Origin of the sequence: Lujinxingia litoralis (assembly GCF_003260125.1) — a bacterium.
In the GTDB taxonomy this organism is placed as follows: Bacteria; Myxococcota_A; Bradymonadia; order Bradymonadales; family Bradymonadaceae; genus Lujinxingia; species Lujinxingia litoralis.
The window spans coordinates 1114138-1135572 of record NZ_QHKO01000001.1; the positions used below are offsets into that span (position 1 = coordinate 1114138).

Annotated in this window: 21 protein-coding genes and 1 tRNA gene; 9 read left to right on the forward strand and 13 right to left on the reverse strand. The window is 64.0% G+C overall.

From position 1 onward, the window contains the following. Positions 1-66: 66 nt before the first annotated feature. The 6 genes from DL240_RS04590 to DL240_RS04615 all read right to left on the reverse strand — a co-directional run bounded on the left by DL240_RS04590 (position 67) and on the right by DL240_RS04615 (position 4759). Positions 67-570 (reverse strand): hypothetical protein, encoded by a 504-nt coding sequence (locus DL240_RS04590; RefSeq protein WP_146618099.1) that lies wholly within the window; start codon positions 568-570, stop codon positions 67-69. Continuing rightward, complete coding sequence (locus DL240_RS04595; protein ID WP_111728667.1) at positions 567-1970, reverse strand: MXAN_6640 family putative metalloprotease; 1404 nt, start codon at positions 1968-1970, stop codon at positions 567-569. Before DL240_RS04595 ends, DL240_RS04590 begins: the two co-directional genes overlap by 4 nt. Beyond that, on the reverse strand, positions 1970-2755 hold the full coding sequence (locus DL240_RS04600) for an HmuY family protein (protein ID WP_146618100.1): 786 nt from the start codon (positions 2753-2755) through the stop codon (positions 1970-1972). The genes DL240_RS04595 and DL240_RS04600 overlap by 1 nt, the downstream gene beginning before the upstream one ends. A 212-nt stretch (positions 2756-2967) precedes the next feature. Then, a complete protein-coding gene (locus DL240_RS04605) occupies positions 2968-3486 on the reverse strand; it encodes a hypothetical protein (protein WP_111728668.1) in 519 nt (172 codons plus the stop codon). An 88-nt stretch (positions 3487-3574) separates the two neighbouring features. Further along, positions 3575-3648 (reverse strand) — tRNA-Arg (locus DL240_RS04610). A 100-nt stretch (positions 3649-3748) separates the two neighbouring features. After that, positions 3749-4759, reverse strand: coding sequence for a hypothetical protein (locus tag DL240_RS04615; RefSeq protein WP_146618101.1), 1011 nt, complete (start codon positions 4757-4759; stop codon positions 3749-3751). Positions 4760-5250: 491 nt separating this feature from the next. Here DL240_RS04615 and DL240_RS04620 point away from each other — a divergent pair, with 491 nt between their 5' ends. Next, the gene (locus DL240_RS04620; protein WP_146618102.1) at positions 5251-5565 is read left to right on the forward strand and encodes a hypothetical protein; all 315 of its coding nucleotides are present in this window, start codon (positions 5251-5253) and stop codon (positions 5563-5565) included. A 361-nt stretch (positions 5566-5926) separates the two neighbouring features. Here the strand turns inward: DL240_RS04620 and DL240_RS04625 are convergent, their stop codons facing one another. Beyond that, positions 5927-7357: a hypothetical protein gene (locus DL240_RS04625; RefSeq protein WP_111728671.1), complete on the reverse strand. Its 1431-nt coding sequence runs from the start codon at positions 7355-7357 to the stop codon at positions 5927-5929. Between the two features lie 189 nt (positions 7358-7546). After that, a complete protein-coding gene (locus DL240_RS04630; RefSeq protein ID WP_111728672.1) occupies positions 7547-8341 on the reverse strand; it encodes a hypothetical protein in 795 nt (264 codons plus the stop codon). 661 nt (positions 8342-9002) lie between these two features. Here DL240_RS04630 and DL240_RS04635 point away from each other — a divergent pair. The 5 genes from DL240_RS04635 (at position 9003) to DL240_RS04655 (ending at position 11531) form a co-directional block, all read left to right on the forward strand. After that, positions 9003-9422, forward strand: coding sequence for a fluoride efflux transporter FluC (locus DL240_RS04635; protein ID WP_158542355.1), 420 nt, complete (start codon positions 9003-9005; stop codon positions 9420-9422). Then, positions 9419-9802 (forward strand): fluoride efflux transporter FluC, encoded by a 384-nt coding sequence (locus tag DL240_RS04640; protein WP_233497036.1) that lies wholly within the window; start codon positions 9419-9421, stop codon positions 9800-9802. The genes DL240_RS04635 and DL240_RS04640 overlap by 4 nt, the downstream gene beginning before the upstream one ends. Positions 9803-9929: 127 nt before the next feature. Further along, entirely contained in the window at positions 9930-10208 is a 279-nt protein-coding gene (locus DL240_RS04645; RefSeq protein WP_111728674.1) for a hypothetical protein, read from the forward strand. Between the two features lie 214 nt (positions 10209-10422). Continuing rightward, positions 10423-11067 (forward strand): hypothetical protein, encoded by a 645-nt coding sequence (locus DL240_RS04650; protein ID WP_146618103.1) that lies wholly within the window; start codon positions 10423-10425, stop codon positions 11065-11067. 59 nt (positions 11068-11126) lie between these two features. Then, positions 11127-11531, forward strand: coding sequence for an NINE protein (locus tag DL240_RS04655; RefSeq protein WP_111728676.1), 405 nt, complete (start codon positions 11127-11129; stop codon positions 11529-11531). A gap of 102 nt (positions 11532-11633) precedes the next feature. Here the strand turns inward: DL240_RS04655 and DL240_RS04660 are convergent, their stop codons facing one another. The 5 genes from DL240_RS04660 to DL240_RS04680 form a co-directional block, all read right to left on the reverse strand. Next, entirely contained in the window at positions 11634-12362 is a 729-nt protein-coding gene (locus DL240_RS04660; protein WP_111728677.1) for a metal-dependent hydrolase, read from the reverse strand. A 122-nt stretch (positions 12363-12484) separates the two neighbouring features. Further along, complete coding sequence (locus DL240_RS04665; protein WP_111728678.1) at positions 12485-12943, reverse strand: GNAT family N-acetyltransferase; 459 nt, start codon at positions 12941-12943, stop codon at positions 12485-12487. Positions 12944-12952: 9 nt separating this feature from the next. Beyond that, positions 12953-13594 carry a maleylacetoacetate isomerase gene (gene maiA, locus DL240_RS04670; protein ID WP_111728679.1) on the reverse strand — a complete coding sequence of 214 codons (642 nt, stop codon included), beginning with the start codon at positions 13592-13594 and terminating at the stop codon, positions 12953-12955. A gap of 130 nt (positions 13595-13724) precedes the next feature. Beyond that, on the reverse strand, positions 13725-14705 hold the full coding sequence (locus tag DL240_RS04675; protein WP_111728680.1) for a fumarylacetoacetate hydrolase family protein: 981 nt from the start codon (positions 14703-14705) through the stop codon (positions 13725-13727). A 219-nt stretch (positions 14706-14924) separates the two neighbouring features. Continuing rightward, positions 14925-16991, reverse strand: coding sequence for a hypothetical protein (locus DL240_RS04680; RefSeq protein ID WP_111728681.1), 2067 nt, complete (start codon positions 16989-16991; stop codon positions 14925-14927). Between the two features lie 378 nt (positions 16992-17369). On the opposite strand from DL240_RS04680, the gene DL240_RS04685 reads away from it, so the two are divergent. The 3 genes from DL240_RS04685 (at position 17370) to holB (ending at position 21397) form a co-directional block, all read left to right on the forward strand. Then, positions 17370-18866: an HAD-IG family 5'-nucleotidase gene (locus DL240_RS04685; protein ID WP_158542356.1), complete on the forward strand. Its 1497-nt coding sequence runs from the start codon at positions 17370-17372 to the stop codon at positions 18864-18866. After that, positions 18863-20299 (forward strand): trypsin-like peptidase domain-containing protein, encoded by a 1437-nt coding sequence (locus DL240_RS04690; protein WP_111728683.1) that lies wholly within the window; start codon positions 18863-18865, stop codon positions 20297-20299. Before DL240_RS04685 ends, DL240_RS04690 begins: the two co-directional genes overlap by 4 nt. 90 nt (positions 20300-20389) lie before the next feature. After that, entirely contained in the window at positions 20390-21397 is a 1008-nt protein-coding gene (gene holB, locus DL240_RS04695) for a DNA polymerase III subunit delta' (protein WP_283808343.1), read from the forward strand. The last annotated feature ends 38 nt before the right edge of the window (positions 21398-21435 follow it).

The window sequence follows — 21435 nt, forward strand, 5'->3', positions numbered from 1 at the left end:
TGCAACAGCACCTCAGGCAGCTATCTTCCGAGACCTTCCGTTAAGTTTTTAAACATTTACAACCACTTACAACCGCCGCAAACGCACCGGAAAACGCACGTCATGAAGCGCGCCGCTTTCCATGTCCATCAAAATGACCCCGTCGCATTCATACGCGCACAGATACTCCAGCATCTGCCGCCGGGTGGCGGAGTTGCGGATCGAGGGGGCTCGTTTACCGGTCTTAACCTCCACCACATAGCGCTTGCCGGCGCGCTCGACAACCCAGTCGGCCATCAAACGCACGACTTCCTCCCCATCGTCGATTCCCACCACCCAATCGCGTACGGCCTGCTCCTCGATCAGCTCATAGCCCTCACGCTCCAGCCATCGGCCAGCACGCTCCTCAGCGCTGCGGGCGCGCCGCCCCCTGCGCCGGGCCACGAAGCGACGCCAGCGCCGGCGCAGCGCCCGCACGATCGCCCAGAACACCAGCGCGCAGATCAGCGCGACGCCGAGCGCGGTTTCGACCACGCCCAGCTCCAACATCTGCGCTGTTTTCTCAATCAGCTCAACGACGCGCGCTATCACGCTCTACGCCTCCGGCGCCCCCGGACCATCAAAGATGCGATCAACACGCTCCAGACCCAGCCTCCGGGTGCGCCTTTGCCCGCCTGCGCACACCCGCCTGTGGCGACCTCCTCGGGAGCATCCTCCTCGTCGGGTGCCTCAACCGGCAGACGCCCGCGAACGCTGATCACGGCGTCCTCCCCAATCCCCTGGCTGGCCACCAGATACACCGGCGCATCCGCCGGCCCAACAGCCAGCGACTGCCCCACTTCCAGACTCTCGTACCCCGCCGAGGGCCCCTGCCCGCCGCGTAGCACCGCCAGCCGGGCCGAGGGCCAGCCTTCGACCTCGGCCAGCGTCACCGTCATCGGCTGCTCCACCTCCCAGCGGGCAAAGCGCGCGCTGAACGCGTCAACGTTCTGCTCCCAGTTAAAGGGCGCCCCCCCGGGAAGGCTCACCACCTCCACCTCGTCAAAGCGCGCGGCGTCGGCGTAGCCCTCGTCTGCCAGAGCCCGCTGGCCGGTGAAGAGGTTGTAGATCGCAAAGAGCTCCACGGCGGCCTCGGCGTCCCCGAAGCTCGCGTCGAGTTCGGCGAGCAGCGCCTCCTCAAAGCTGCCCCCCTGCGCAAAACGCTCGGCCACCGCCGCCACGCTCTGCTGCCCGAGGATCGTCTCCAGGTAATAAAAAAAGATGCCCGCCCCGTAAGCAAACCCATCCGAAGGCCCGCGCGCCCGGTCATTGAGGCTACGGGCCGGCTCGGCAAAGTAGTAGCCCGCCAGACGCTCAAAATCGTCCTGCTCCGGGTACACCACCTCTTCAAACCAGCTCGCGCTTCCCTCCGAAGCCCACACCGGCCAGTCGGCGCGGTAGGCCGCCTGCACCGCGTGAAAGAGCTCATGGCTGACCACGATCTTCACCGCCAGCTCCCGCGAGGGGTAGTAGAGCGGCACAAAGGCATGATCGAGCATCGCGTAGCCCGCGCAGCGCTCCACGGCGCCGTTGAGGCAGTACTCGGCCACGTACTGCCCGTCGCCGGCCTCAAAATTGTAGAGGTAGATATCAAAACGCCCGTCGCCCCCGTCGTCGGCGCCGGCCGGATAGATCTCGGCGTCGCTCAGCGGCAGACGCAGCCCGTAATCTTCCACCGACGCGAACATCGCATCCCCCACCTCAGCCACCATCCGGGCGATCTCCGGCTCCTCCCCCCCCGGTGCCAGACGTGGCGAGGCGTGCGGGCCCTCCGCGGCCCACCAGACCCGGACGTAGCCCGCCGGACTGTCCAGGTAGTCGGCCTCCACCGCCCCGTAACTCAGCGGATGTTCGGGCGCGGTGGGACGCAACGCCTGCGCTTCGCTGAGCGTCCCCATCATCAGCCCGGCGCAGGCGGCCAGCGCCGCCCCTTGTGTACTCCACACGCCCATCAGTTCAGCTCCGCCCAGCGAATCTCATACTCGCCATCGCTCCAGCCCAGAATCTCGACCTTAAACGCCTGCGAGGCCTCCGGCACCCGCACCACGTACACATCCCCCGACACTGGCGAGACGCCGCCCCCGTAGCTGTACCAGGACTGCGAGCCCGAGGGGTTGTTCAGGTTCAGGAAGTTGAACGCCGTCATCGGCGTGCCGATCGGATCGAGCTGCGGGTTGCAGCTCGCATCGTAGGTCTGATCGCTGCGATAGGCGTCGGGCTGGCCCGGAGCCTGGGTCACCTCCTCAAAGCTCGTGGCGCTCTCTTTGGCCACCACCACCCCGCCCGGGCCCGAGTAGCCGCCGTTGCTGCGAATCACCACCCGCTTAAACGCCAGATGCCAGGCGTCGCTCACCGCTGCGCCCACATCATCCAGCGCCACCTTCTCCCCCGTCGCCAGGTTCAGATACACAAAGGGATGGCTCGCCGCACCCTGCGTCCCCCCGGCCTGGGCGTCGATCGTGGCCGTGAACACCTCGCCATCCCGGGTCACCTCCACCGCCCCGGAAGAAACCTCCTCGACCAGCGGCCAGTCCTCCAGCAGTTCTTGACCGCAGGGCCGCTCGGCCAGCTGATCGCGATCGTCAATCTCGCCAATCTGCTCCACGTCCAGATCCGCCCCGGTATCTTCCTCCACCACGATCGGCTCCTCGACCTGGGCGCCCTCCCCACAGGCCGCCAGCATCGCCACCGAGAGCAGCGCCGCCCCCATCCAGTCACGTTTGCGCTTCCACTCCATGCATCCCTCCTTCGTCCAGGTCTGGCGCGCGCTCGCGTCGGACCCCATGTTCACTCTGGCCCCCGCTTCAGGAGCGGCGCCTGACTTACCTTCGATGCGCCCGGTCATAGCGCAGCCGCCGCGCATTCGCCAGACCCACACCCGCCCGCCACAAAAAAGCCCCGGGTCGCCGTCTGGCAACCCGGGGCCTGGATGAAACATCACGTCGTGCTCTAACTCAAATCCCGCACATCCTGAGGAGCCTCAAGCGCACCGATCCCCGTGCCAAACTCCCGATCTGTAAGCTCCCACGCCGCAGCCACCTCCGGCGCCACCGAGGCCCCGGGCCTTCGTCCACGCGCCACAGGCAACACCCGCACAAATCCACCCATGGCCGAGGGACCGGTCAGCAGTAACGCGTCGTACTGAAGGTCGTCGTCCACCCGATGTGTATCTGCGATGTTTACGATAAGCGATTCCGACTCGGCAGGCCGAAAATCCAGGTCTCCCCCCTTCCGAATCATCATCTCCAGAATCGGAAGAGGCAGCTCCGGCTCACCGCGCGCCAACCAGCCAAACGCTCCGCCGGTCCGCGTATTGAGCCCGTTGCCCACGAGCAAACACTCCGCCACGCCGAGCTCTCGCAACGCCTGAACGCGCCCCGCAGACCCGGCCACTGTTCCCATGGCGAGAATGACGCGCTTTCCGTCGAAAAACTCCCGGACGAGCTCGCGGTAGTACGTCAGGGACATGCTCACCTCCGGGATTGAGACGAAAAAACCTCCCCGGACCCAACCCGGAGAGGCTTTTTTTCCAACCTTTTTCATGCACTTAAAGAAATGACCCCGACAGGAATTGAACCTGTGACCTACGGATTAGGAATCCGTCGCTCTATCCAACTGAGCTACGGGGCCTGAGCGCGCCACCAAACGCGACGACGCGCTGTTATGTCGCACCCATCCCGGCGGCGATCAAGTCTTTTTTAGGCCTCGCCGCCACACACGATGCGCCGGCTTACCAGACCGGGTCCGGAAAGACGGCGACGTCTTCCGAGACCTTCCAGAACTCTTGACGCTGGTAATCGGCAAGGTAGAGGTCTGAGCCCCTCGCCATGAGCACATGCCCCTGATAGAGCCCCGCTCCAAAGCGCCCCGCGGATTTTTGCGAGTACGAGACCATGGCTCCGGGACGGGCCGGATTAAACTCCAGGGTGCCGTCGAGGCCGCTCAAAAAGACCTGATTGTCGCGCGTCCAGCTCAGGCCAAAGATCGCGAACAACCCATCACGGGACTCCTGCTCGGAGAAGAGTTCCACCCCGTTCTCAAACTCCAGGTCGGGATAGTAGGTGATGAAGTTTTGCTCCGGATTCCCATCGCAGTAAACCTCGTGCGCGACGAGCTCTCCCGTCACGCGATTGACGCGAATTTCTTTGGTAATCGGACAGCGGGCCGTCTTCACATCCAGCTGCCCATCCCGATACACCGCCGGCACGATGTTCCATCCGCTCAGGTCTGAATCGTCCCCGTTCACCTCCCTGATCGAGACCACGATCGGCGCATCCAGACCACCGACGGAGTCCTCCACACTCATCGAAGCCGCATCCGCATCGGTCTGAACAGGCTCGATCAAGCGCACCGGCGCGCCACCATCCGCGCTCAGAAAATAGAGCGCATCCGTCCACTCCGCACCCGGCGCGTCAGCGGTAAAGAGCACCCCGCTGCGATCGCCCATCATCGCCATGGAGCCGATCTCCCCGCTATGCTCATAGAAGGGCTCTTCCGAAAAGAAGACCAGGTCCCCCGCCTCATCCAGCACAATGATCGCTTTCCAGATAGAAGAGCGCGTCTTCATAAACAACGCCTCCTCCTGAGCAAACACCGCGGATGCCACCTCATCGTCGGACTGGGTCTCTGCAGGCCCTCCCTCCACGATCTGCGGCTGCTCCGGCGATGCATCCCCGCCGCAGGCCACGCCAAAACAAAGCACCACGCCCAAAGAGCACGCACCCTTCCACATGTGTCTCATGGCTTCTCTCCTTACGTTCGTTGTGTGCATATCACCTGGTTATCTTCTGCGAGCGCCCCGCAAATGCCGAGCGATCGCAACCCGCCACCTGGCCTCGTATCAACTCAGCCACGCGTGCTGCATCCTGTAGCGCCAATGCCCCGGCCTCTACTTTATCCAACGATTTCAATTAAACCCGGAGAACCTCAGGCCGTCAAGAATACTTAAATCCACACCCCTTCTTAAGAACCCTCCACACACCCCAAACCACATCACCATATAGAGCGACACCCCCCTCACACCTGAAGCATGCCCCCCCTACATAGGGATACCCTCTCCAGCAACGCAGCGGCGAAAACGAAGTCCCATACCACTCGGAAGCACGTGTTTTACGTAACAGCATCGGGCTTCTCCGGGCTTGCCCCCCCTCTCTTGACTCCGCTATGCAAACCGCCGACCATTGCCGTCTCACCCAACGCCCTTGTGGAGGGCCATCTACCAGCGAGGTATGCGTGCCAACGCTCGTCAAAGTGTTCGCCAGGAATGGTTCGGGCAAGTCGGCTAAATATGTCTGTCAGCGATCTGATGTTATCAGTGGGAAAGAGCAGGCCATGGAAGTATGCGATCACAAGCTACTGGCAGAACTCATTCTATCCTCGGGACACTACGTCATGACGGAAATCGATCTGGGAGAGGGAAAGATTTTGGCTGAGGATCTTAAGCTCGAAATCACATCTCCGAACCACGAGACAAAGAGGGACAACCTGGAGTCTCTCCCCGAGTTCGACGAAGAGACAAAAGAGCTCCTGGTCCGAAGACACAGCTGAGACTCCGATCAAGCCAATGCCCCTCCCCTTCGCCCCCACCGCTCTGCGGGGGCTGGCTTTCTCCCCGCTCCCGCCAGCTCCACACTCTCCTCGCCCCGTGCAACGTCGCCCGCGCCCTGCCCGCGAGTTTGCGCCCTTCGAGAGGGGGGCGATGTGCAACTCACCGTGCGCAAAAACAACGGCGACGCGCAGGTCACCGGCATCGCCGAGGTCGCCTGCGGCTGGCCCCGCTGAGCCCCCTTTTGCATCTCCCCACAGCTTTGACACAAAAGGGCCGCCGGAGATGTCTCCGGCGGCCCTTTTTGCTGGCCGCGACGCTCCGGCTCTGTGCCCGGCGCAACCATCGAGCGAAGCGTCAAGCTCAGGAGCGCGCGGTGCGCCGCACACGCCTCCCCAACCCCACAAGCCCCAGCCCCACCATCACCCAGGCCAGCGGCGCGTGGGCTGGAGTCGAGCTGGAGGCTGCACACCCGCCACACCCGATGATGGAGACTTCGTCGTTGCACTCAACGTCGCTGTTATCGCGGGGCGTCCCTTCATAGGAGTAAAGGACACGCACGATCGGCTCGTCCTCGCCGTCCACGCGAAACTCCAGCTCGCCGTCCCCTTCCGGTGCATTCTGGTAGCTCTCCACCTGCACCTCCAACGTCACCGCCTCTCCCGCAGAAATACGCTCGCTATCCGGATATGGCGGGTCCATGGGAATGCGCGCGACACGCTCGAAATTGACCACGATATCGTCCTCACACCCATTGATGATGTCGGTCACGATCCAGACGCTCCCGGTCGCCGCATCGGTGACAGTGGCAGTCTCGACGTCCAGACATGCGTAACTCTCGGTGGACCGGACTTCGTCGACATAGGCGTCGAGCTCATCGTAGCTATCGGGCGCGGGGCATACCGCGGCAGCCTGCGGGATCCCCCAAAAAACGACACATCCTGCGGCGAGCCCCAGGAGGACCGCCGACGTATTCTTGAAAGGGATGAACGTGAGGCTGTGTGATGGCAACATGGCATGTCCACATCGAAAAACGTTTGATGACTCGAAAGCGGCAGGTCGAGCAGTGTGCTGAAGGGAACGTCCTTTTTCCGGCAGAAGCTCTCCGGAGACTCGTCGGCTGCGCCGCGCACGGCGCCTCAGCCCTACAAGCCCCACTCCCACCATCACCCAGCCCAGCGGACCCGGCATCGGCGTTCCCGGCGAGTTTGGAGTCGATGAGCAGCCGAACATGCTGGGGTTGCCGCACGGCCAGTCGTCCATGTCATAGGGCGTGTTTTCAAAGGAAACGATCACCAGCCCCAGTGGCAAGTACATATTGAAGTCGTCGCTGACCGAGCCGCGCCGGGAGTCGCGGAGCACGTGAAACATCAGCTGCCGCTGACCTACCCTATCCGGGTACATCGATAGATGTGCGAACGTCGTCACAAGCGCGCCATCGCTGACGCGCACCTCGTCCATCCGGTCGCCGGCGACATAGAGGTCATCGGCGTCCGACACAATCCACAGGTCTTCGCCACACGCGTTGGCAAAATCCGTGGTGATGGTCACATCGTGGCTGCGCTCATGGACAGAGAGTTCATGCTGAACCACAAGGCAATCGAAGTCCTCGCTGGTCCAGATCGAGTCGATCTGCGCCTGGACGTCCTGGTAAACAGGCGGCTCCTCACAGTCCAGGGCCATGGCGAGCGGCATCGTTCCCGGCGCGACCAGCCCGGCAGCGAGCCCGATGAGCACGGCCGAGGTCGTCGTGAATCGGGCGCGCAGGGACAAGACGGAGGGTGAGAACGTCATGCGATATCTCCGGGCACAGGGTTTGAGTCGTTCGGGGTGCGAGGGGGAAGTCTGCCGGGGCATCGATCGTGTTTCCAGCCTTTTGGGCGACGTGGTTCCCTGAACCCTGACCAAAAAAGACCGCCGGAGACACTCCGGCGGCCGTTTTTTGTTTCCCCCTTCATGTTTTAGCGCTTTTCATGATTGAAACTACTCCGCCACCTCCGGCTGCGGCTCTGGCGACTCCCCCGGCTCGGGAGCAGCCGGCGAGGTCGGCTCGGTGAGTTCGCCATCCTCTGCTGGCGAGTCGATGCCCAGAGAGCGGTTGGTTGTGGGTCGCACGCGTCGGGCCAACTCATCATCGCCCGCCAGGCGGAAGAGCTGCTCCATGATTCCGGCGACGGCCTGGTAGATGCGCGACCACGCGTCGATCAACGCGTCGCGCTCGGTGAGAAGGCGTTCGGCCTTGCGCTCCTCCTCGTTGAGGTTCACCAACGCCGCACTCAGCCCGTCGATGGGCGACTGGAGAGCAGTCGCCAGCTCGGGGGTCGAGATGACAAGGCCCATCGCCTCGATGGTCAGGTTGGCTTCGCGCAACATATCCGCCACGTTCTGACCAAAGGACTCCACCGCTTTCGGATGACGGGGCAAGGTGCCGTCGAGACCAAAGCGTTGGACCTGCGCCGGGTCGCCGGCCTCCAGGAGCGAGCGCGTGCGCGAGAGCATCTCCAGGGTCTGGGCGGCAGCCTCGTCGCGGGCGGTGCGGTGATCGACGTCATCGGCGCGCTCCCGGGCCAGATGCGCCTCCTTCTGCCAGAGCTTCTCCGTCAGCTCGCTCAACGACTCGCCCTGCCCGTCGATGAAACGCCGCCAGTCCGGCGCATCAAAGCCCATCTGACCATCGAGCTTCGCGGCTACGTTCTCCCCGTGAATCCGAATGGAGGAGGCCACCCAACGCCCCCAGTTCACGCGATTCTCGATCGTTTTTCCCACTTTGTTACTCATCACAAACTCCTGTCTCCAAAAGCAAATGACGCGCCTCTCGTTCGCGCACGACCGCGCACGCAGAACGACATACGAGCCGCAAACGGGCCCCCGTACGGCAAAACAACTCGGGTATGCGACCGAGCCTAGCAAATGGCACCGAAAGCTCAAACGGCAGCATCCCCCCTTGCCAGGCCCTCCTCCGGTCCAGAACCACACGGACATGCGCCGATCCCACGTTTTGAGCGCCCAAAACGCGCTGGCGAGCGCCGATCTCGCGTCTACGCAGCCTAAACGTCGACAGCCACTGCCGCTTCTTCGACGCCCCGGTCCAAACGAAGAGAGCGAGTCTCGCTCTCACGCTGGCGCGCACTTCAACGAGGCAGCGAGTCTGGACCTCGGGTTTTGAGCGACCAAAAGGTCAGAGCGCGCGATGGGATGCTCTTTCGGTGCTCGATATCAAGACAGCGAGCGACAACTCCGAGATGTGATCCGGGGCGGCGTTATGGCGTCGCTCGCCAGGACACCTTGAAGCGCGGCGGGCTCCGGACGTCGCTCGCTCCTTTGCCTCACGCCCATCCCACGCGCTATTCCCCCGATTGGCACCCTCCCAGCCCTCATGCTAACTCTGCCGGTGCGGACCTCCGCGTGCGCTGAATCCCCAGGACTGAGTATTTTGCCGATGCCCACCTCCCCCCCGACCCACCTGGCCACGCTGGCGCTCGTCGCCCTGGGCGGCGCGCTCGGCGCACTGCTGCGCGTGTGTGTGGGGCTGGCGCTTCCCACGCTCGGGGCGATGCCCACGGGCACGCTTGCGGCCAACCTCATCGGTTGCCTGCTCCTGGGGATCGTCGCTGCGAAGGTCGCCTCCATAAGCCGCCCCCCGGCCTGGTTGCAGCAGGGCGTGGGGGTGGGGCTTTTGGGGTCGTTCACCTCGACCTCGACCTTCGCCTCGGAGGCCTTTTTTCTGGGCACTCAGGCCAGCCCGCTCCTGAACGCGGGCTACGTCGCCGCCTCCCTCTTCGGCGGCCTGGCGCTGGCCGGCCTGGGGGCGCGACTCGCCAGCGCCTCGCCAGCCCGGCCCTCCGGAGGTGAGCCGTGAGCCCCCTGACGGTCGCCCTCATCGCGCTCGGCGGCGCGCTGGGAGCTCTGACCCGCTTTGCCATCACCCGCGCGCTGCTCCCCCTGGCCGACCGGACCCGCTTCCCCCTGGCCACCCTCCTGGTCAACCTCGGCGGCAGCGCGCTGCTGGGCGCGCTGCTCACGCGGGCCCCGAGCGGTGAACCCCTGCATCACCTCCCGATGCTCGCGCTGGGCGGACTCGGATTCTGCGGAGCGCTGACCACCTTCTCGACCTTCGCCGTCGAAACCACGCGCCTCGCGGGCACCTCCCGGGGGCGCGCCCTCATCTACGTGCTGGCAACGGTGCTCGGGGCCCCGCTATGCCTGGCGCTCGCCATGAGCCTGGCCGGCCGCGCGTGAACCTCGGGCCTTTCATCCACGTTCATGCCAGCCCCCCCCTCTCCGCGAGCTCCCCTGTAGAACCTCCGCATGGGCCTGCTTTACATCGCCCTGGCAATCTACCGGCCTCCTCACCCTCATCAGCGTCTTGGAGGCTCTGTGGTTTCGGAGCATACGCCAGGAGACCTTTGACCGACGCTCCAACGTCGCCCTCACCCGAACGAGCAGCCATGAACTGCGCCGCAGCTTCGACGCCCGGGCCCCGGCGAACGAGCTCGCTCCGCCGGCAGCTCCCGACGACGCGTTGTGTGACGACGCCTTCGGCATCGAATGGCTCAACGAACTCGACCGGCTGACGGCCATCCATGAACGCGGCGAGTTGACGGATGACGAGTACGTAACCCGTGCCCTGGGTGGGGGTGACTAGTCCGAGCCCTAGAACGGAGCGCTCACAACGCTGCGTCAACGCCTGACGTACGTCCCCCCCTTGAATCATGTGTAAATCCCCCAAAGCGCTATCCCTCGCCCCGGGCAAAGCAAACCTCGTCTACAGGCAGGCTTTATCCTTGCCCCCTTTCCAGGTGGCCTTTACAATAAGGAACAGTTCCAAACGATCGGCTGCCAGATTGAGGGAGATGGCTTTGAAAATGCGACTGGGTGACATGGAAATGGTCCAGGGCGAGGGGATCTCCGTCGGCGGCAAAAAGCTCGTCGGCGCACGCCCGTCGACGCACCTGCGCTCGGAGAAACCCGGCGTGCAGAAGAGTATCACCCTGGGGCCCCTGCGCTTACCGGCATGGTCGGCAAGCGTCTATGTCAGCATTGCCGTTCTGCTGGTGCTCCTCTCAGCGGGCTTTGCCGTGGCCGCCATCCAGGAGGCTCTCCCCTTCCTCGGCCTGCTGGCCTTCAATGCCCTGGCTGGCTCCGGGCTCAGCGCCTATCTCGCACGGCGCGTCGCCGGCTCTAGCCCCACAACTCCCGCCCCCTCGCCAATCGAAATCGAGCGGCGGACGCGCCTGCTTCAACACCTCAATTCCGTCGCGGAACCACAAACCGTGGAGGAGCTTCAGCAGAGCCTCGGTTGGACCGAAGAGGCACTGATTCCTACCCTGGAGTTTCTGGTTACCGCTCAACGCCTTGATGAAGACCTTGATCTGGAGAGTGGTCACTGGGCCTACGCCCTGCCCGCTCCTCAGGTGGTGCTCGACACCGAAGTATCCTCAGAGGTGCCGGCAAAGGCCTTGCCGATTACTGAACGAGCTGAAGCGATTCGTACCCGTCAATAGCACTTAAACCCAGCCTTTAACCATTACATCTGCCTCATCTTTTCCATCCGGAGACACCTATGAAAAGCAAAACGACTGCCGCTGTCCTCGCCTTCATTCTCGGGGGCCTCGGCGTCCACAAATTTTACCTGGGCCAGAACGGTCAGGGCTTGCTCTACCTCCTCTTTTGCTGGAGCGGCATCCCCTCGCTAATCGCGTTCGTTGAGTGCATCATGCTCTTGATAATGAGCGATGATGAATTCAACCGTCGATTCAACGGCGCAGCCTACGCGCTTGCGGCCCAGGGCGCGCAGATGGGTCAGAACGTGACCATCAACCTCGGCTCCGACATGCAGCAGAGGCTCAACGGCGGCCAACAGCGCTCGCTGACTCAGGAGCTCAACGAGCTCAAAGAGCTGCACGTCAGCGGCGTACTCAACGATGAGGAGTTTGCCGCCCAGAAGCAGCGGCTGCTCAACGCCTGATCGGCCCGGGGGCCAGCCCTGTTTGACCGCGCAAAAAAACGCCGGCGCTCCGCTCGGAGCGCCGGCGTTTTTTTTAATCAGGACATAGCTCTCTGGAGACGCTTAGAAGCTGTGCTCCTGCCCCGGCTCCAGCGCGACCACGTCGACCTCAATCTCGTAGCTTTCCAGGTACTCGATGAGCTGGGCCGGCGTGCCGGTGAGCCCGGGGGCGGTGCCAAAGTGGCAGGGAATCACCACGTCGAGCTCCAGCAGGTCGGCGGCCATCGCCGCCTGCAGGGGGTCCATGGTGAAGCGGTCCCCGATCGGCAGAATCCCCACCGTGGGTCCGTAGATCTCGGCGATCCAGGCCATGTCACCAAAGAGCGCGGTATCGCCGGCGATGTAGAGAGACTCCCCGGTGGAGAACTCCACCACAAAACCGGCGGCTTCCCCCAGATAGATGCTCGTGCCGTCGGCCTCCTGGAAGGACGAGCTATGGCGAGCATCGGTCATGGAGACGCGCACATCAAGGTCTTCGAGCTCCACCGTGCCGCCCTTGTTCATGCCCACGAGCTGCTCGGCCGCCACCCCGCGGCTGCCCAGCCAGCTGGTCAGCTCAAAAATGCCGACGAAGGGCCCCTGACAGCGCTCGGCCACCTCGAAGACATCGCCGATATGGTCGAAATGACCGTGGGTAATCAACACCGCGTCCGGCGTCAGCTCGTAGGCCTCCGCCGGGCACTTCGGATTGGATCGCAACCACGGGTCCACCAGCAGGGTCTTTCCCTCGGGGGTGGTGATCGCAAAGGTCGAATGTCCCAGCCACTTGATCTTGACTCCTTCCAACGCCATCGATGCCTCCTTTTAGATGAATGAAGAACTGCGGTGAATGACTCTAAATCATGGATTCAACCCGGTGATTCCCTCCCCCCTCCTGCGGCGCGCGCTTCTCCCGGAGGATCGCCCCGGCGAGTTCAGGCGGGCGCGCCGGATGCCGGCCAGCGCATCATCACGTGCTCAATTTCGGCCTCTACAAAGGGCTCGCCGAAGCGCTCCCAGCCCAGCTCTTGGTACCAGGTCTCCAGATGGGCCTGGGCATGGAGTTCAGCCGGGCGCTCGCCAAGATAGCGCTGTACCGCCCGCATCACCACCGTCCCCAGCCCCTGGCGCTGGCAGTCCGGATGCACCGCCACTCGCCCCACCACCAGGGGAGCCTCGCGGTAGAAGATGCGGGCGGTGGCGACCAGGCGGCCCTCCCGGCGCAAGAGCACATGCGCGCAGTCCACATCCAGCCCGTCGACCTCGGGCTCGGCGGTGATCTTCTGGCCCACCACAAAGACCTCGTTGCGCAGCACCATCACCTGGTAGAGCTCCCGCTTGGTGAGCTCCTCAAAGGTCTTGATCTGCACATCGTCTACGCTCACATCGACCATAAGACCTGCTCACCGGGCATCGGGTTGGTGATCGGGATGCGACACCACAAAGGCATCCAACTTCAGGCAGCGCTCCTCGATCCCCAGGATCGTGGGAAAGACGCTCAGATCCACATCGAAGCGGCGAGCGTTGTAGAGCTGCGGGACCAGGCAGAGATCGGCCAGAGTGACCTCGTCGCCCACCGAGTAGGTGCCGGCGTAGCGCTCGGCCAGCGCCTCGTAGCCCTGAAGCCCCCGGGCAATCCACTCCCGGCTCCAGACCCGGGCGTCGACGCCCAGCTCGTTCTTGAGCTTCTGAATCACCGCCAGATTTTGCAGGGGCTGGGTGCCGGCGTTGATGATCTCGGCCAACTCCCGGGCCCGGGCGCGGTGCACGCGGTTGGCCGGCAAGAGCGGCGGTTGGGGGCGCAGCTCTTCGAGAAATTCCAGAATGGCCAGGGACTGCGTCAGCGTGATCCACTGGCCATTTTCCTCCCACTCCAGCATGGGCACCTGACGCATGGGGTTTTTGGCCCGGTACTCCGGAGCGTGCTGCCTGCCGCCCTCCTCGACCAGATGCACCGCGCGGTAGTCGTACTCGAGTTCTTTGAGCGCAAAGCCAATGCGCACCCGCCAGCTCGAAGAGCTTCGCCAGTAGCCGTGCAGAATCATCGCCGCCTCCATCCCTGGGTTGGGGGCCCGCTTCGGGCCCGATTGAGAAGCGCTAAAAACACGCGCGCCGCCGGCCCAGAATGCCCGGCGGCGCGGCGCGCGTACCACAGTTGATGCCGGTGGCCCGGCGTCAGTCGGCGTCGACGACCTTCTGGTCGATGGTGCCGAAGATGTTGACGCCGGCCTTGTCCAACATCTCGATCTTGACGGTATCACCCGGCTTCATAAAGGGCGTTTTGAACTCGCCAGAGTCGATCTTCTCGAGCATCCGCTGCTCGGCCAGACACGAGGAGCCTCGGCTGCGATCGTCATTGGAGACGGTGCCGCTGCCCACGATGGTGCCGGCGGTGTAGGCCCGCGTCTTGGTCAGGTGCTGGAGCAGGTCGTTAAACGAGAAGTGCATCTCGGGACCGGCCTCCGGATCGCCGAATTTTTCGCCGTTATAATAGGTGTTGAGCGGCAGGTGGATGCGGCCCTCCTTCCAGGCCTCGCCAAGCTCGTCGGGGGTCACGGCGAAGGGCGCAAACGCGGTGGCCGGCTTGGACTGGAAGAACCCGAAGGACTTGGCCAACTCGGCCGGGATCAGGTTGCGGAAGGTCACATCGTTGAGGATGACGATGAGCTTGATGTACTTCGAGGCGTCGGCCGCCTTCACGCCGCGGGGGGTGTCACCGAGGATGACGCCGACCTCGGCCTCAAAATCGGCGCCCCACTCGATGTTGGGGACCTCGATGGGGTCAGTGGCGCCCAGGAGCACACCCGAGCCGCCCTGGTAGACCAGCGGGTCGGTCTCCAGGGTTGCGGGCGGCTCGGCGCCGCGGGCTTTGCGCACCAGCACGATGTGGTTGATGTAGGCCGAGCCATCGATCCACTCGTAGGCCCGGGGCAGCGGCGCCATCATCTGCGTCGGGTCCACCGGGGTGCCCTCCACCTGGCCCCCCTCCAGCTGCTCGGCTAACGCGCGCAGCTTCGGCTCGACCTCATCCCACCGGTCGAGCGCGGCCTGCATCGTCGGCGCGATGTCGGAGGCCGAAGCGTAGACCGAGTTATTCTTGCCCACCACGACCAGCGCACCGTCGCGAGTTCCATTGCGTAGCGTTGCCAGCTTCATGCATCGACCTCCAGAAAGTCTCATCTCAGTACGAAGTTGCGCCCCTAGACCTAGCCACGGGCCGCCGGGGTGTCAATGGCCGCTCGCCAGGGAGCAATGGCACAAAAAAAGGGCGCTCCCCCGGCGGGGGAGCGCCCTTTTCATGCATCCTTTGTCCTCAACCACAGGCCCCCTCGTGGGGGGCTACATACTGGCGAGGACAAACGCAGGTCGCGGAACTCAGTTGGTGAACACGTCGAGCTTGTACTCACCATCGGAGCAGAAGCTCATACCAAAGACACTCTGGCAGTAGGGCGCGACCTTCAGAACGTAGTCGCCGTCTTCTTCGATCGTGTAGGCAAAGGCCGAGAAGAAGGTCCCCGCGTCGGCCTGACCGATGTAGTAGTCGGCCTGAAGCAGCTCCACGCTGTCATCGGCGGCGTTGTACAGCGTCAGGATGGTGTCGGTCGTGGAGGGGTCGTCAGCTTCCGGGTCGGCCGGAGCCTCAGCACCACGCGAGGTGCGAGCCACCAGCACATCACCGGCCGTGAGCGTCATCGAGAAGAACTGCGAGGGCAGCGCCTCCGGGTTGACTTCCTGGGCCACCTCGGTGTCCAGCAGACCGGACACCTGTGCCGGCAGGTGAAGGACTTTCGCTTCGGCCGCCGTCGCCATGTACTCGGTGAAGGAGAGGGTGTTCGGCGAGTCCGGAAGTGCCGCGTTCACGAAGGAGGCGTTGAGGGCGTAGGTGGTGGTAGCCGAGCCCCGGAAACCGAAGTCACGCACCAGCACCGGCATCGTCACGGCTTCGTCGGCGTCGTTGTACAGGACGGCTTCCGACCCAAAGGCCGGCGAGAAGGTCCAGTAGGCGGCGCTGACAACAAGCGGGATGAAGTCGTCTTCGGCGACTTCGGTCTCCACGGCCAGGCTCACGATGGTCTTGGCGGGAACAACCACGTCGAACCAGGTCACGTTACCGACGTCGGCAAGCACCTGCGTAGACGAGGTGGAGGCCTCAAGGGACACGGCGTTGCGGGCGGCCGCATCGACCGTCAGGGTATAGCCGAAGGTCTCGCCACCGACCGGCTCGGCGCCTTCGGTGAGGTTGCGCTCATCGGAGACGTAGAGCGTGAAGACCTGCGCCTCTTCCTCGTCCGCACCAACGCCGACGTACATCGCGCTGCGGCCTTCGACGGGAAGCGAGCTTCCGGCCTGCTGCTCTTCACCGGCCGGACCGGAGACGGCCACGATCGCCGGGGCCAGCTCGTCGGCGCCTTCCACCACCACGCGGAAGTTCTCGCCGGGCTGCACCGTCAGCGTGTAGGCATGCACATCCACACCGATCAGACGCGCGTCCACGGTATCGGTGATCTCGGCACCGTCGGTAAGTTCCACCGGCGCTCCGGCACCTCCCTCATAGGTTTCCATGGTCAGCTGGAACTCGCCGCTAGCATCGTTCGCATAGCTGTCCACCACCACGTAGTAGGTGTTTCCGTTGGTGACTTCGGCATATACGCGCGAGTCGTAGACACCGCCCTGCAAGTCAATATCGTCGTTGAACGCGACGCGCGTTGCGGCGGCCACGTCCCAGACGTGCAGCGAGGTGTCCACGCCGCTCAGCAGAGGCTCGCGCAGGGCCAGGGTCTCGGCGGCCAGGGTGCCATCGACGTCGGCGACCACTTCGAAGACCTGGATGGAGCCGTCGCTCATATCGCCATCGGTCACGCCCGGAAGCGTGGGCGCCTGAGGAGCGAGTTCCACCACCTCGGTGGAGATTTTGTAGGCACCGCTGAGACCGGCGCCGGTCACCGCGGCCACTTCGTGAGCGCCCTCTTCATAGATGAAGAATTCCCGACTCTGGGTGGTTTCATTGGGGACCAGGAAGCGACCGGAGCCATCGATCGCCGACAGCACTCGCACGTTGAAGTTGCCGGCGACGGCGAGATCGCCGTCGGTGCCTTCCACCGTCACTTTCAGGGCCGTGCCGGCTTCCAGGGTCAGCGCGAAGAAGTGCGCCTCGCTGTCATCTTCACCACCGACCAGCTGACCGCCGATGGTCTCGCCAGGCTCAATGCTCTCGGGCGTCTCCGGATCGTTGTCCAGATTGCCAAACCAGGTGTCGACTTCGGCTTCAAAGGCGTGGGGCCCCGAGTCGACATCGCCGCTGTCGGTTTCGTCACCACCATCGGTCTCATCAACGTCCGCGCCCACATCGGGGGTATCCGCGGGTTCATCGCCCCCACCGCAGGCAACCACAGGGCCGGCGAGCATGCCGACAAGCAAGAGGGACAACAACTTCTTAGACATCGTGTTTCTCCTTACAGAAAGGACTACTAGAGCGTGGCCCCGGGGCGTCGCAGGCACCCGCCTGACGAGCCCTTGATTGATGCGCGGGCTGCCGGGGCGTTCTTAACCATAGGCAGGCTCTAGCACAGCGCGAAGTGCGATTCCAGCGCCGGCGTGTCACCCTTTGTAGGGAAGCTGTGGGCGTGCGCGGGGCCCCTCCCCGAGAAGGTCCGGGGGGCGGAATCCGCCCCCGCGCCGCGTTGTTGTCTGATCGGCGCGGTGGTATGTCTCTGAGCCCTACGGCGGGCAGATTCGCCGACGAGCGCTTGCCAAACTTCCATTGGAGGGGAGCTTTATCAGCCCCCTGTTTCGTTATCGACCCGACGCTTCGAGATCACCTTGGTTAATCCCCCCGGTACCCGGCAGCCCCTGACGCTGCTTGAGAGCCTTCGCAACGGCCACGCCCCTTCGCTGGAGCCCGTCCATCAGGTCTTCTGCAACCGCGACCTGAACCTGGCCGAGGTCGACGCGGTGGGCTTTGATATGGACTACACCCTGGCGCACTACCATCAGGCGGCCATCGAACGCCTGAGCGTGGAGAAAACGCTGGAGCGTCTGGTGCGCGAGCGGGGCTACCACCCGGACATTCTCGATCTCCAGGTGCCGACCGACTTTGCGATTCGCGGGCTGGTCATCGACACGGTGCGCGGCAACATCTTTAAGCTCGACAGCCACCGTTTCGTGGGGCGCGTCTATCACGGGTTTAAGGAGCTCAGCGGCGACGACATCGTGGAGTACCACACGCAGGCGATGAGCATGACGACCTCGCGCTACGCGCTGGTCGACACCCTCTTTGCGCTCCCCGAAGCCGCGCTTTACGCCACCCTGGTCGACTATTTTGAGCGTACGCGCCCGGAGCACAGCCACGACTGGCGCCGGCTCTACGACGATATTCGCTACTGCATCGACCTGGCCCACCGCGATAACTCGATCAAAGACGAGATCGTGGCCCACCTGGAGCACTACCTCACCCGCAACCTGGATCTGGCGCTGACGCTGCAGCGATTGCGCAGCGCCGGCAAAAAGCTCTTTATCGTCACCAACAGCTACGCCAACTTCACCCAGCACATCATGAGCTACCTGCTCGACGATCTGCTGCCGCAGCTGCCTCGCTGGCAGGACTACTTCGACATCGTGATCACCGGCGCCTCCAAGCCCGGTTTCTTCACCGATCGCGCGCCCTTCTTACGCGTAGATAGCGAGGAGCAGGTCTACGGCGAGGAGTTTGGGAGCTTCGATTCCGACACGATTTATCAGGGCGGGAACCTGATTGACTTCCACCGCATGACGGGGTTTCGCCCCGACCGGGTGCTCTACGTTGGCGATCATATCTACGGCGACATCGTACGCAGCAAGAAGTCGACGGCCTGGCGCACGGCGATGGTTGTCCAGGAGATTGAGGGCGAGCTCTTGCGCACCGACGAGCTGCGCGAGGAACGCGCGCGCCTGGACGCCGTGGAGATGGAGCTTGTGCGCATCAACGAAGAGATCGCCTACGAGCTGGGGCTCTTCCGTCGACTCCAGGAGCTGGATGCTCCCGAGGACGACGAAGAGGTGTTGGCCGCCTTCGACGAGGTCCGGCGCAATCAGGCCCGCCTGCGCGCCAAGCGCCAGCAGGTCCTTCAGGATCTCTGGAAACTCGAGCGTCAGATCGAAACCCAGTTCAACCGCTACTGGGGCCTGCTCTTTAAGATGGGCAATGAAAACACCATCCTTGGCGAGCAAATCGAGGTCTACGCCTGCATTTACACCAGCCGGGTAGAGAACCTGGTGCACTACTCCCCGATGCACTACTTCCGAGCCCCTCGTCAGCCCATGCCACACGAGCGATCATGAAGACTCCGGCCCGCCATCGCCCTGCCCTCTTGACCCGCGGCCGCCTGGCGGCGATTTGCGGTGCGCTGGTGTGCGTGGTTGGCGCGCCGCTGGCTGCACAGCCGCCCACTGCGCCGCTGTGGACCGAAGGGGCCGGGGTCCGCCAGGCCGACCCCTCGCCCTTTGTGAGGCTGGTAGAGAGCGTGGGGCCCGCGGTGGTCAGCGTGGTGGTGGGCTACACGCCGGGCACCGGTCCCTCGCACCTGCGGGATCTGGGGCCGGGACCGGGGCTGGCGCAGGGCTCGGGCTTTGTGATCCATCAGGACGGCTACGTGCTGACCAACTTCCACGTGATCGACAACGCCGCATCTATCCATGTGCGCTTTAGCGATCATCGCGAGCTCCCGGCTCGGGTGGTTGGGGTCGACCAGGGCACGGACCTGGCGCTGCTCAAACTGGAGCGCACCAACGGGCCGCTGCCGGTGGCGCCGCTGGGCGACAGCGATGCGCTTGAAGTCGGCGACTATGTGCTGGCCATCGGCAACCCCCTGGGGCTTCATCACTCGGTGAGCGCGGGCATCGTCAGCGCGCTGGGCCGGCGTAACCTGCCGGTGGAGGGGCGCAAACAACAGGGCGACTTTATCCAGACCGACGCTCCGATCAACCCGGGCAACTCCGGCGGGCCCCTGGTGAACATGACTGGCGAGGTCATCGGCATCAACACCGCCATCAATCGCGAGGGCCAGGGCATCAGCTTTGCGATCCCCATTAACATGGTCAAAACCCTGCTCCCCCAACTCCGGGAGCGCGGCTATGTGGAGCGCAGCTGGCTGGGAGTGCGTGTCCAGGCTCTGGAGCCCCTGCTGGCGTCGAGCTTTTCGCTGGAGAACTCCGAAGGGGCGCTGATCACCGAGGTGGTCGATCCCAGCCCGGCCTCGCGCGCCGCGCTGCAAGAGGGGGATGTGATCACCCGTTTCGCCAGCCATACCATTCGTAACGATGATGACCTCCCCTGGTACGTCTCGACCTTAGCGGCCGAGAGTCAGGTGGAGATCGAGGTCATTCGCCAGGGCCAACCCCTGACGCTGGAGGTGACCATGGAGGCCATCCCCAACCAGGACGCCCCTCGCCTGCCAGACACTCCGCTGGAACCCCTGGCGGACCCGACATCGCCGACCCGCTTCGGTGTGGAGGTCTCCGCGCTGACCACGCGCCTGGCCCGCCAGGTGCAGGCTCCCGACGACCAGGGAGTGTTGGTCACCGGGATGAGCGACGACTCCCCGGCGCGCCGCGGTGGGCTGCGGCACCGCGATGTCATCGTCGAGGTGGACACCACCCCCATCGACTCCGAGGAGTCTTTTCGCCAGGCGGTCGAGAGCCTGCACACGGGGGAGGTGGTGCGGCTGAAAGTGTTGCGCCGCGGCCGCGCCTTCTACCTGGCCTTTGAGCGGTGATCGTCCCGATCGCGGTGATTGACACCGCGGCGGCGCGCTCCCTAACATGCGCCGCCCTCGGTGCAGGCCCCCTCCCCCTGGAGTCCCTTTGTGCGTAAGTGGTCGACGTTATTAGGAAATCAGCGAAGCCGACAGGTGTTAACGCAGGCGCTCCGTGCCGGGCGTATGCACCATGCGTACCTCTTCACCGGTCCTACCGGCGTGGGTAAGCACACCACGGCACAGAGCTTTGCGGCCAGCCTCAACTGTTTGAAACGACACGAAGAGGAGTGGATCGACGCCTGTGGGGAGTGCAGCGCCTGCAAACGCATCGCCACCGGCCAGCATCCCGACGTGCTGGAGATCGCGCCTTCGGGCAACTTCATCAAGATCGACCAGATTCGCGCCATCCAAAAGGCGGCGCTTTCGCCGCCTTTTGAAGCGCGTTTTCGCGCGGTGATTCTCGATCAGGCACACGCCATGACCGAAGAGGGCTCCAACGCCCTGCTCAAAACGCTGGAAGAGCCCAGCGCGCGCACCCTGATCTTTTTGATCACCGACCAGCCCAATCGTCTCCTGGACACGATCATCAGTCGTTGTCAGCGCCTGCGCTTCGGCGCGTTGAGCGAAGACGAAGTCGCCCGGGCCCTACCTGCGGTGCTCGAAGAGCCAGCAGAAGAGGCGCTGCTTCGGGTGGCCGCCGGCTACGGAGAGGGAAGCCTGGGGCGAGCCTGCGAGGTTCTGGAGTCGGGCATGCTGGAGCAGCGCGCCGAGCTCATCGCCGATGTGCTGGCGGTGCCCGCCGACCGCGCTCGCCAGTGGTTGGAGACCGGGGAGCGTTATGGCAAAGGAAACTCCGAGCTCCAGGCACAGCTCGATGTGCTGATCGTGTATTTTCGAGACCTGATGCTGGCCTCTCGCGCCGAACGCTCCCGCGTGATCAACAGCGACCTGGACGATCTTATCGACCAGGGCGTGGCGCGCTTTGCGCTGCCCGACATCCTGCGCATTCTCGACGCGCTGATGCTCTCGCGTGAACGCCTGCGGCGTCACGTCAATCCCCAGCTGCTCGTTGAGGGCGTGCTCGACCAGATTCGCCAGCCCTCGCAGACGCTATAAATCGGCCGCGCCGCACTCCGGCTGCGCCCCCCGCTCAG

Bases quoted from the DNA above. Each gene is read 5' to 3' on its own strand.
- DL240_RS04665 (WP_111728678.1), bottom strand. From the start codon at position 12,943: ATGGTCGATGTGAGCGTAGACGATGTGCAGATCAAGACCTTTGAGGAG.
- DL240_RS04660 (WP_111728677.1), bottom strand. From the start codon at position 12,362: ATGGCGTTGGAAGGAGTCAAGATCAAGTGGCTGGGACATTCGACCTTT.
- DL240_RS04625 (WP_111728671.1), bottom strand. From the start codon at position 7,357: ATGACGTTCTCACCCTCCGTCTTGTCCCTGCGCGCCCGATTCACGACG.
- DL240_RS04635 (WP_158542355.1), top strand. From the start codon at position 9,003: ATGCCCACCTCCCCCCCGACCCACCTGGCCACGCTGGCGCTCGTCGCC.
- DL240_RS04600 (WP_146618100.1), bottom strand. From the start codon at position 2,755: ATGGAGTGGAAGCGCAAACGTGACTGGATGGGGGCGGCGCTGCTCTCG.
- DL240_RS04595 (WP_111728667.1), bottom strand. From the start codon at position 1,970: ATGGGCGTGTGGAGTACACAAGGGGCGGCGCTGGCCGCCTGCGCCGGG.
- DL240_RS04630 (WP_111728672.1), bottom strand. From the start codon at position 8,341: ATGAGTAACAAAGTGGGAAAAACGATCGAGAATCGCGTGAACTGGGGG.
- maiA (WP_111728679.1), bottom strand. From the start codon at position 13,594: ATGATTCTGCACGGCTACTGGCGAAGCTCTTCGAGCTGGCGGGTGCGC.
- DL240_RS04605 (WP_111728668.1), bottom strand. From the start codon at position 3,486: ATGTCCCTGACGTACTACCGCGAGCTCGTCCGGGAGTTTTTCGACGGA.
- DL240_RS04680 (WP_111728681.1), bottom strand. From the start codon at position 16,991: ATGTCTAAGAAGTTGTTGTCCCTCTTGCTTGTCGGCATGCTCGCCGGC.
- DL240_RS04655 (WP_111728676.1), top strand. From the start codon at position 11,127: ATGAAAAGCAAAACGACTGCCGCTGTCCTCGCCTTCATTCTCGGGGGC.
- DL240_RS04690 (WP_111728683.1), top strand. From the start codon at position 18,863: ATGAAGACTCCGGCCCGCCATCGCCCTGCCCTCTTGACCCGCGGCCGC.
- DL240_RS04615 (WP_146618101.1), bottom strand. From the start codon at position 4,759: ATGAGACACATGTGGAAGGGTGCGTGCTCTTTGGGCGTGGTGCTTTGT.
- DL240_RS04675 (WP_111728680.1), bottom strand. From the start codon at position 14,705: ATGAAGCTGGCAACGCTACGCAATGGAACTCGCGACGGTGCGCTGGTC.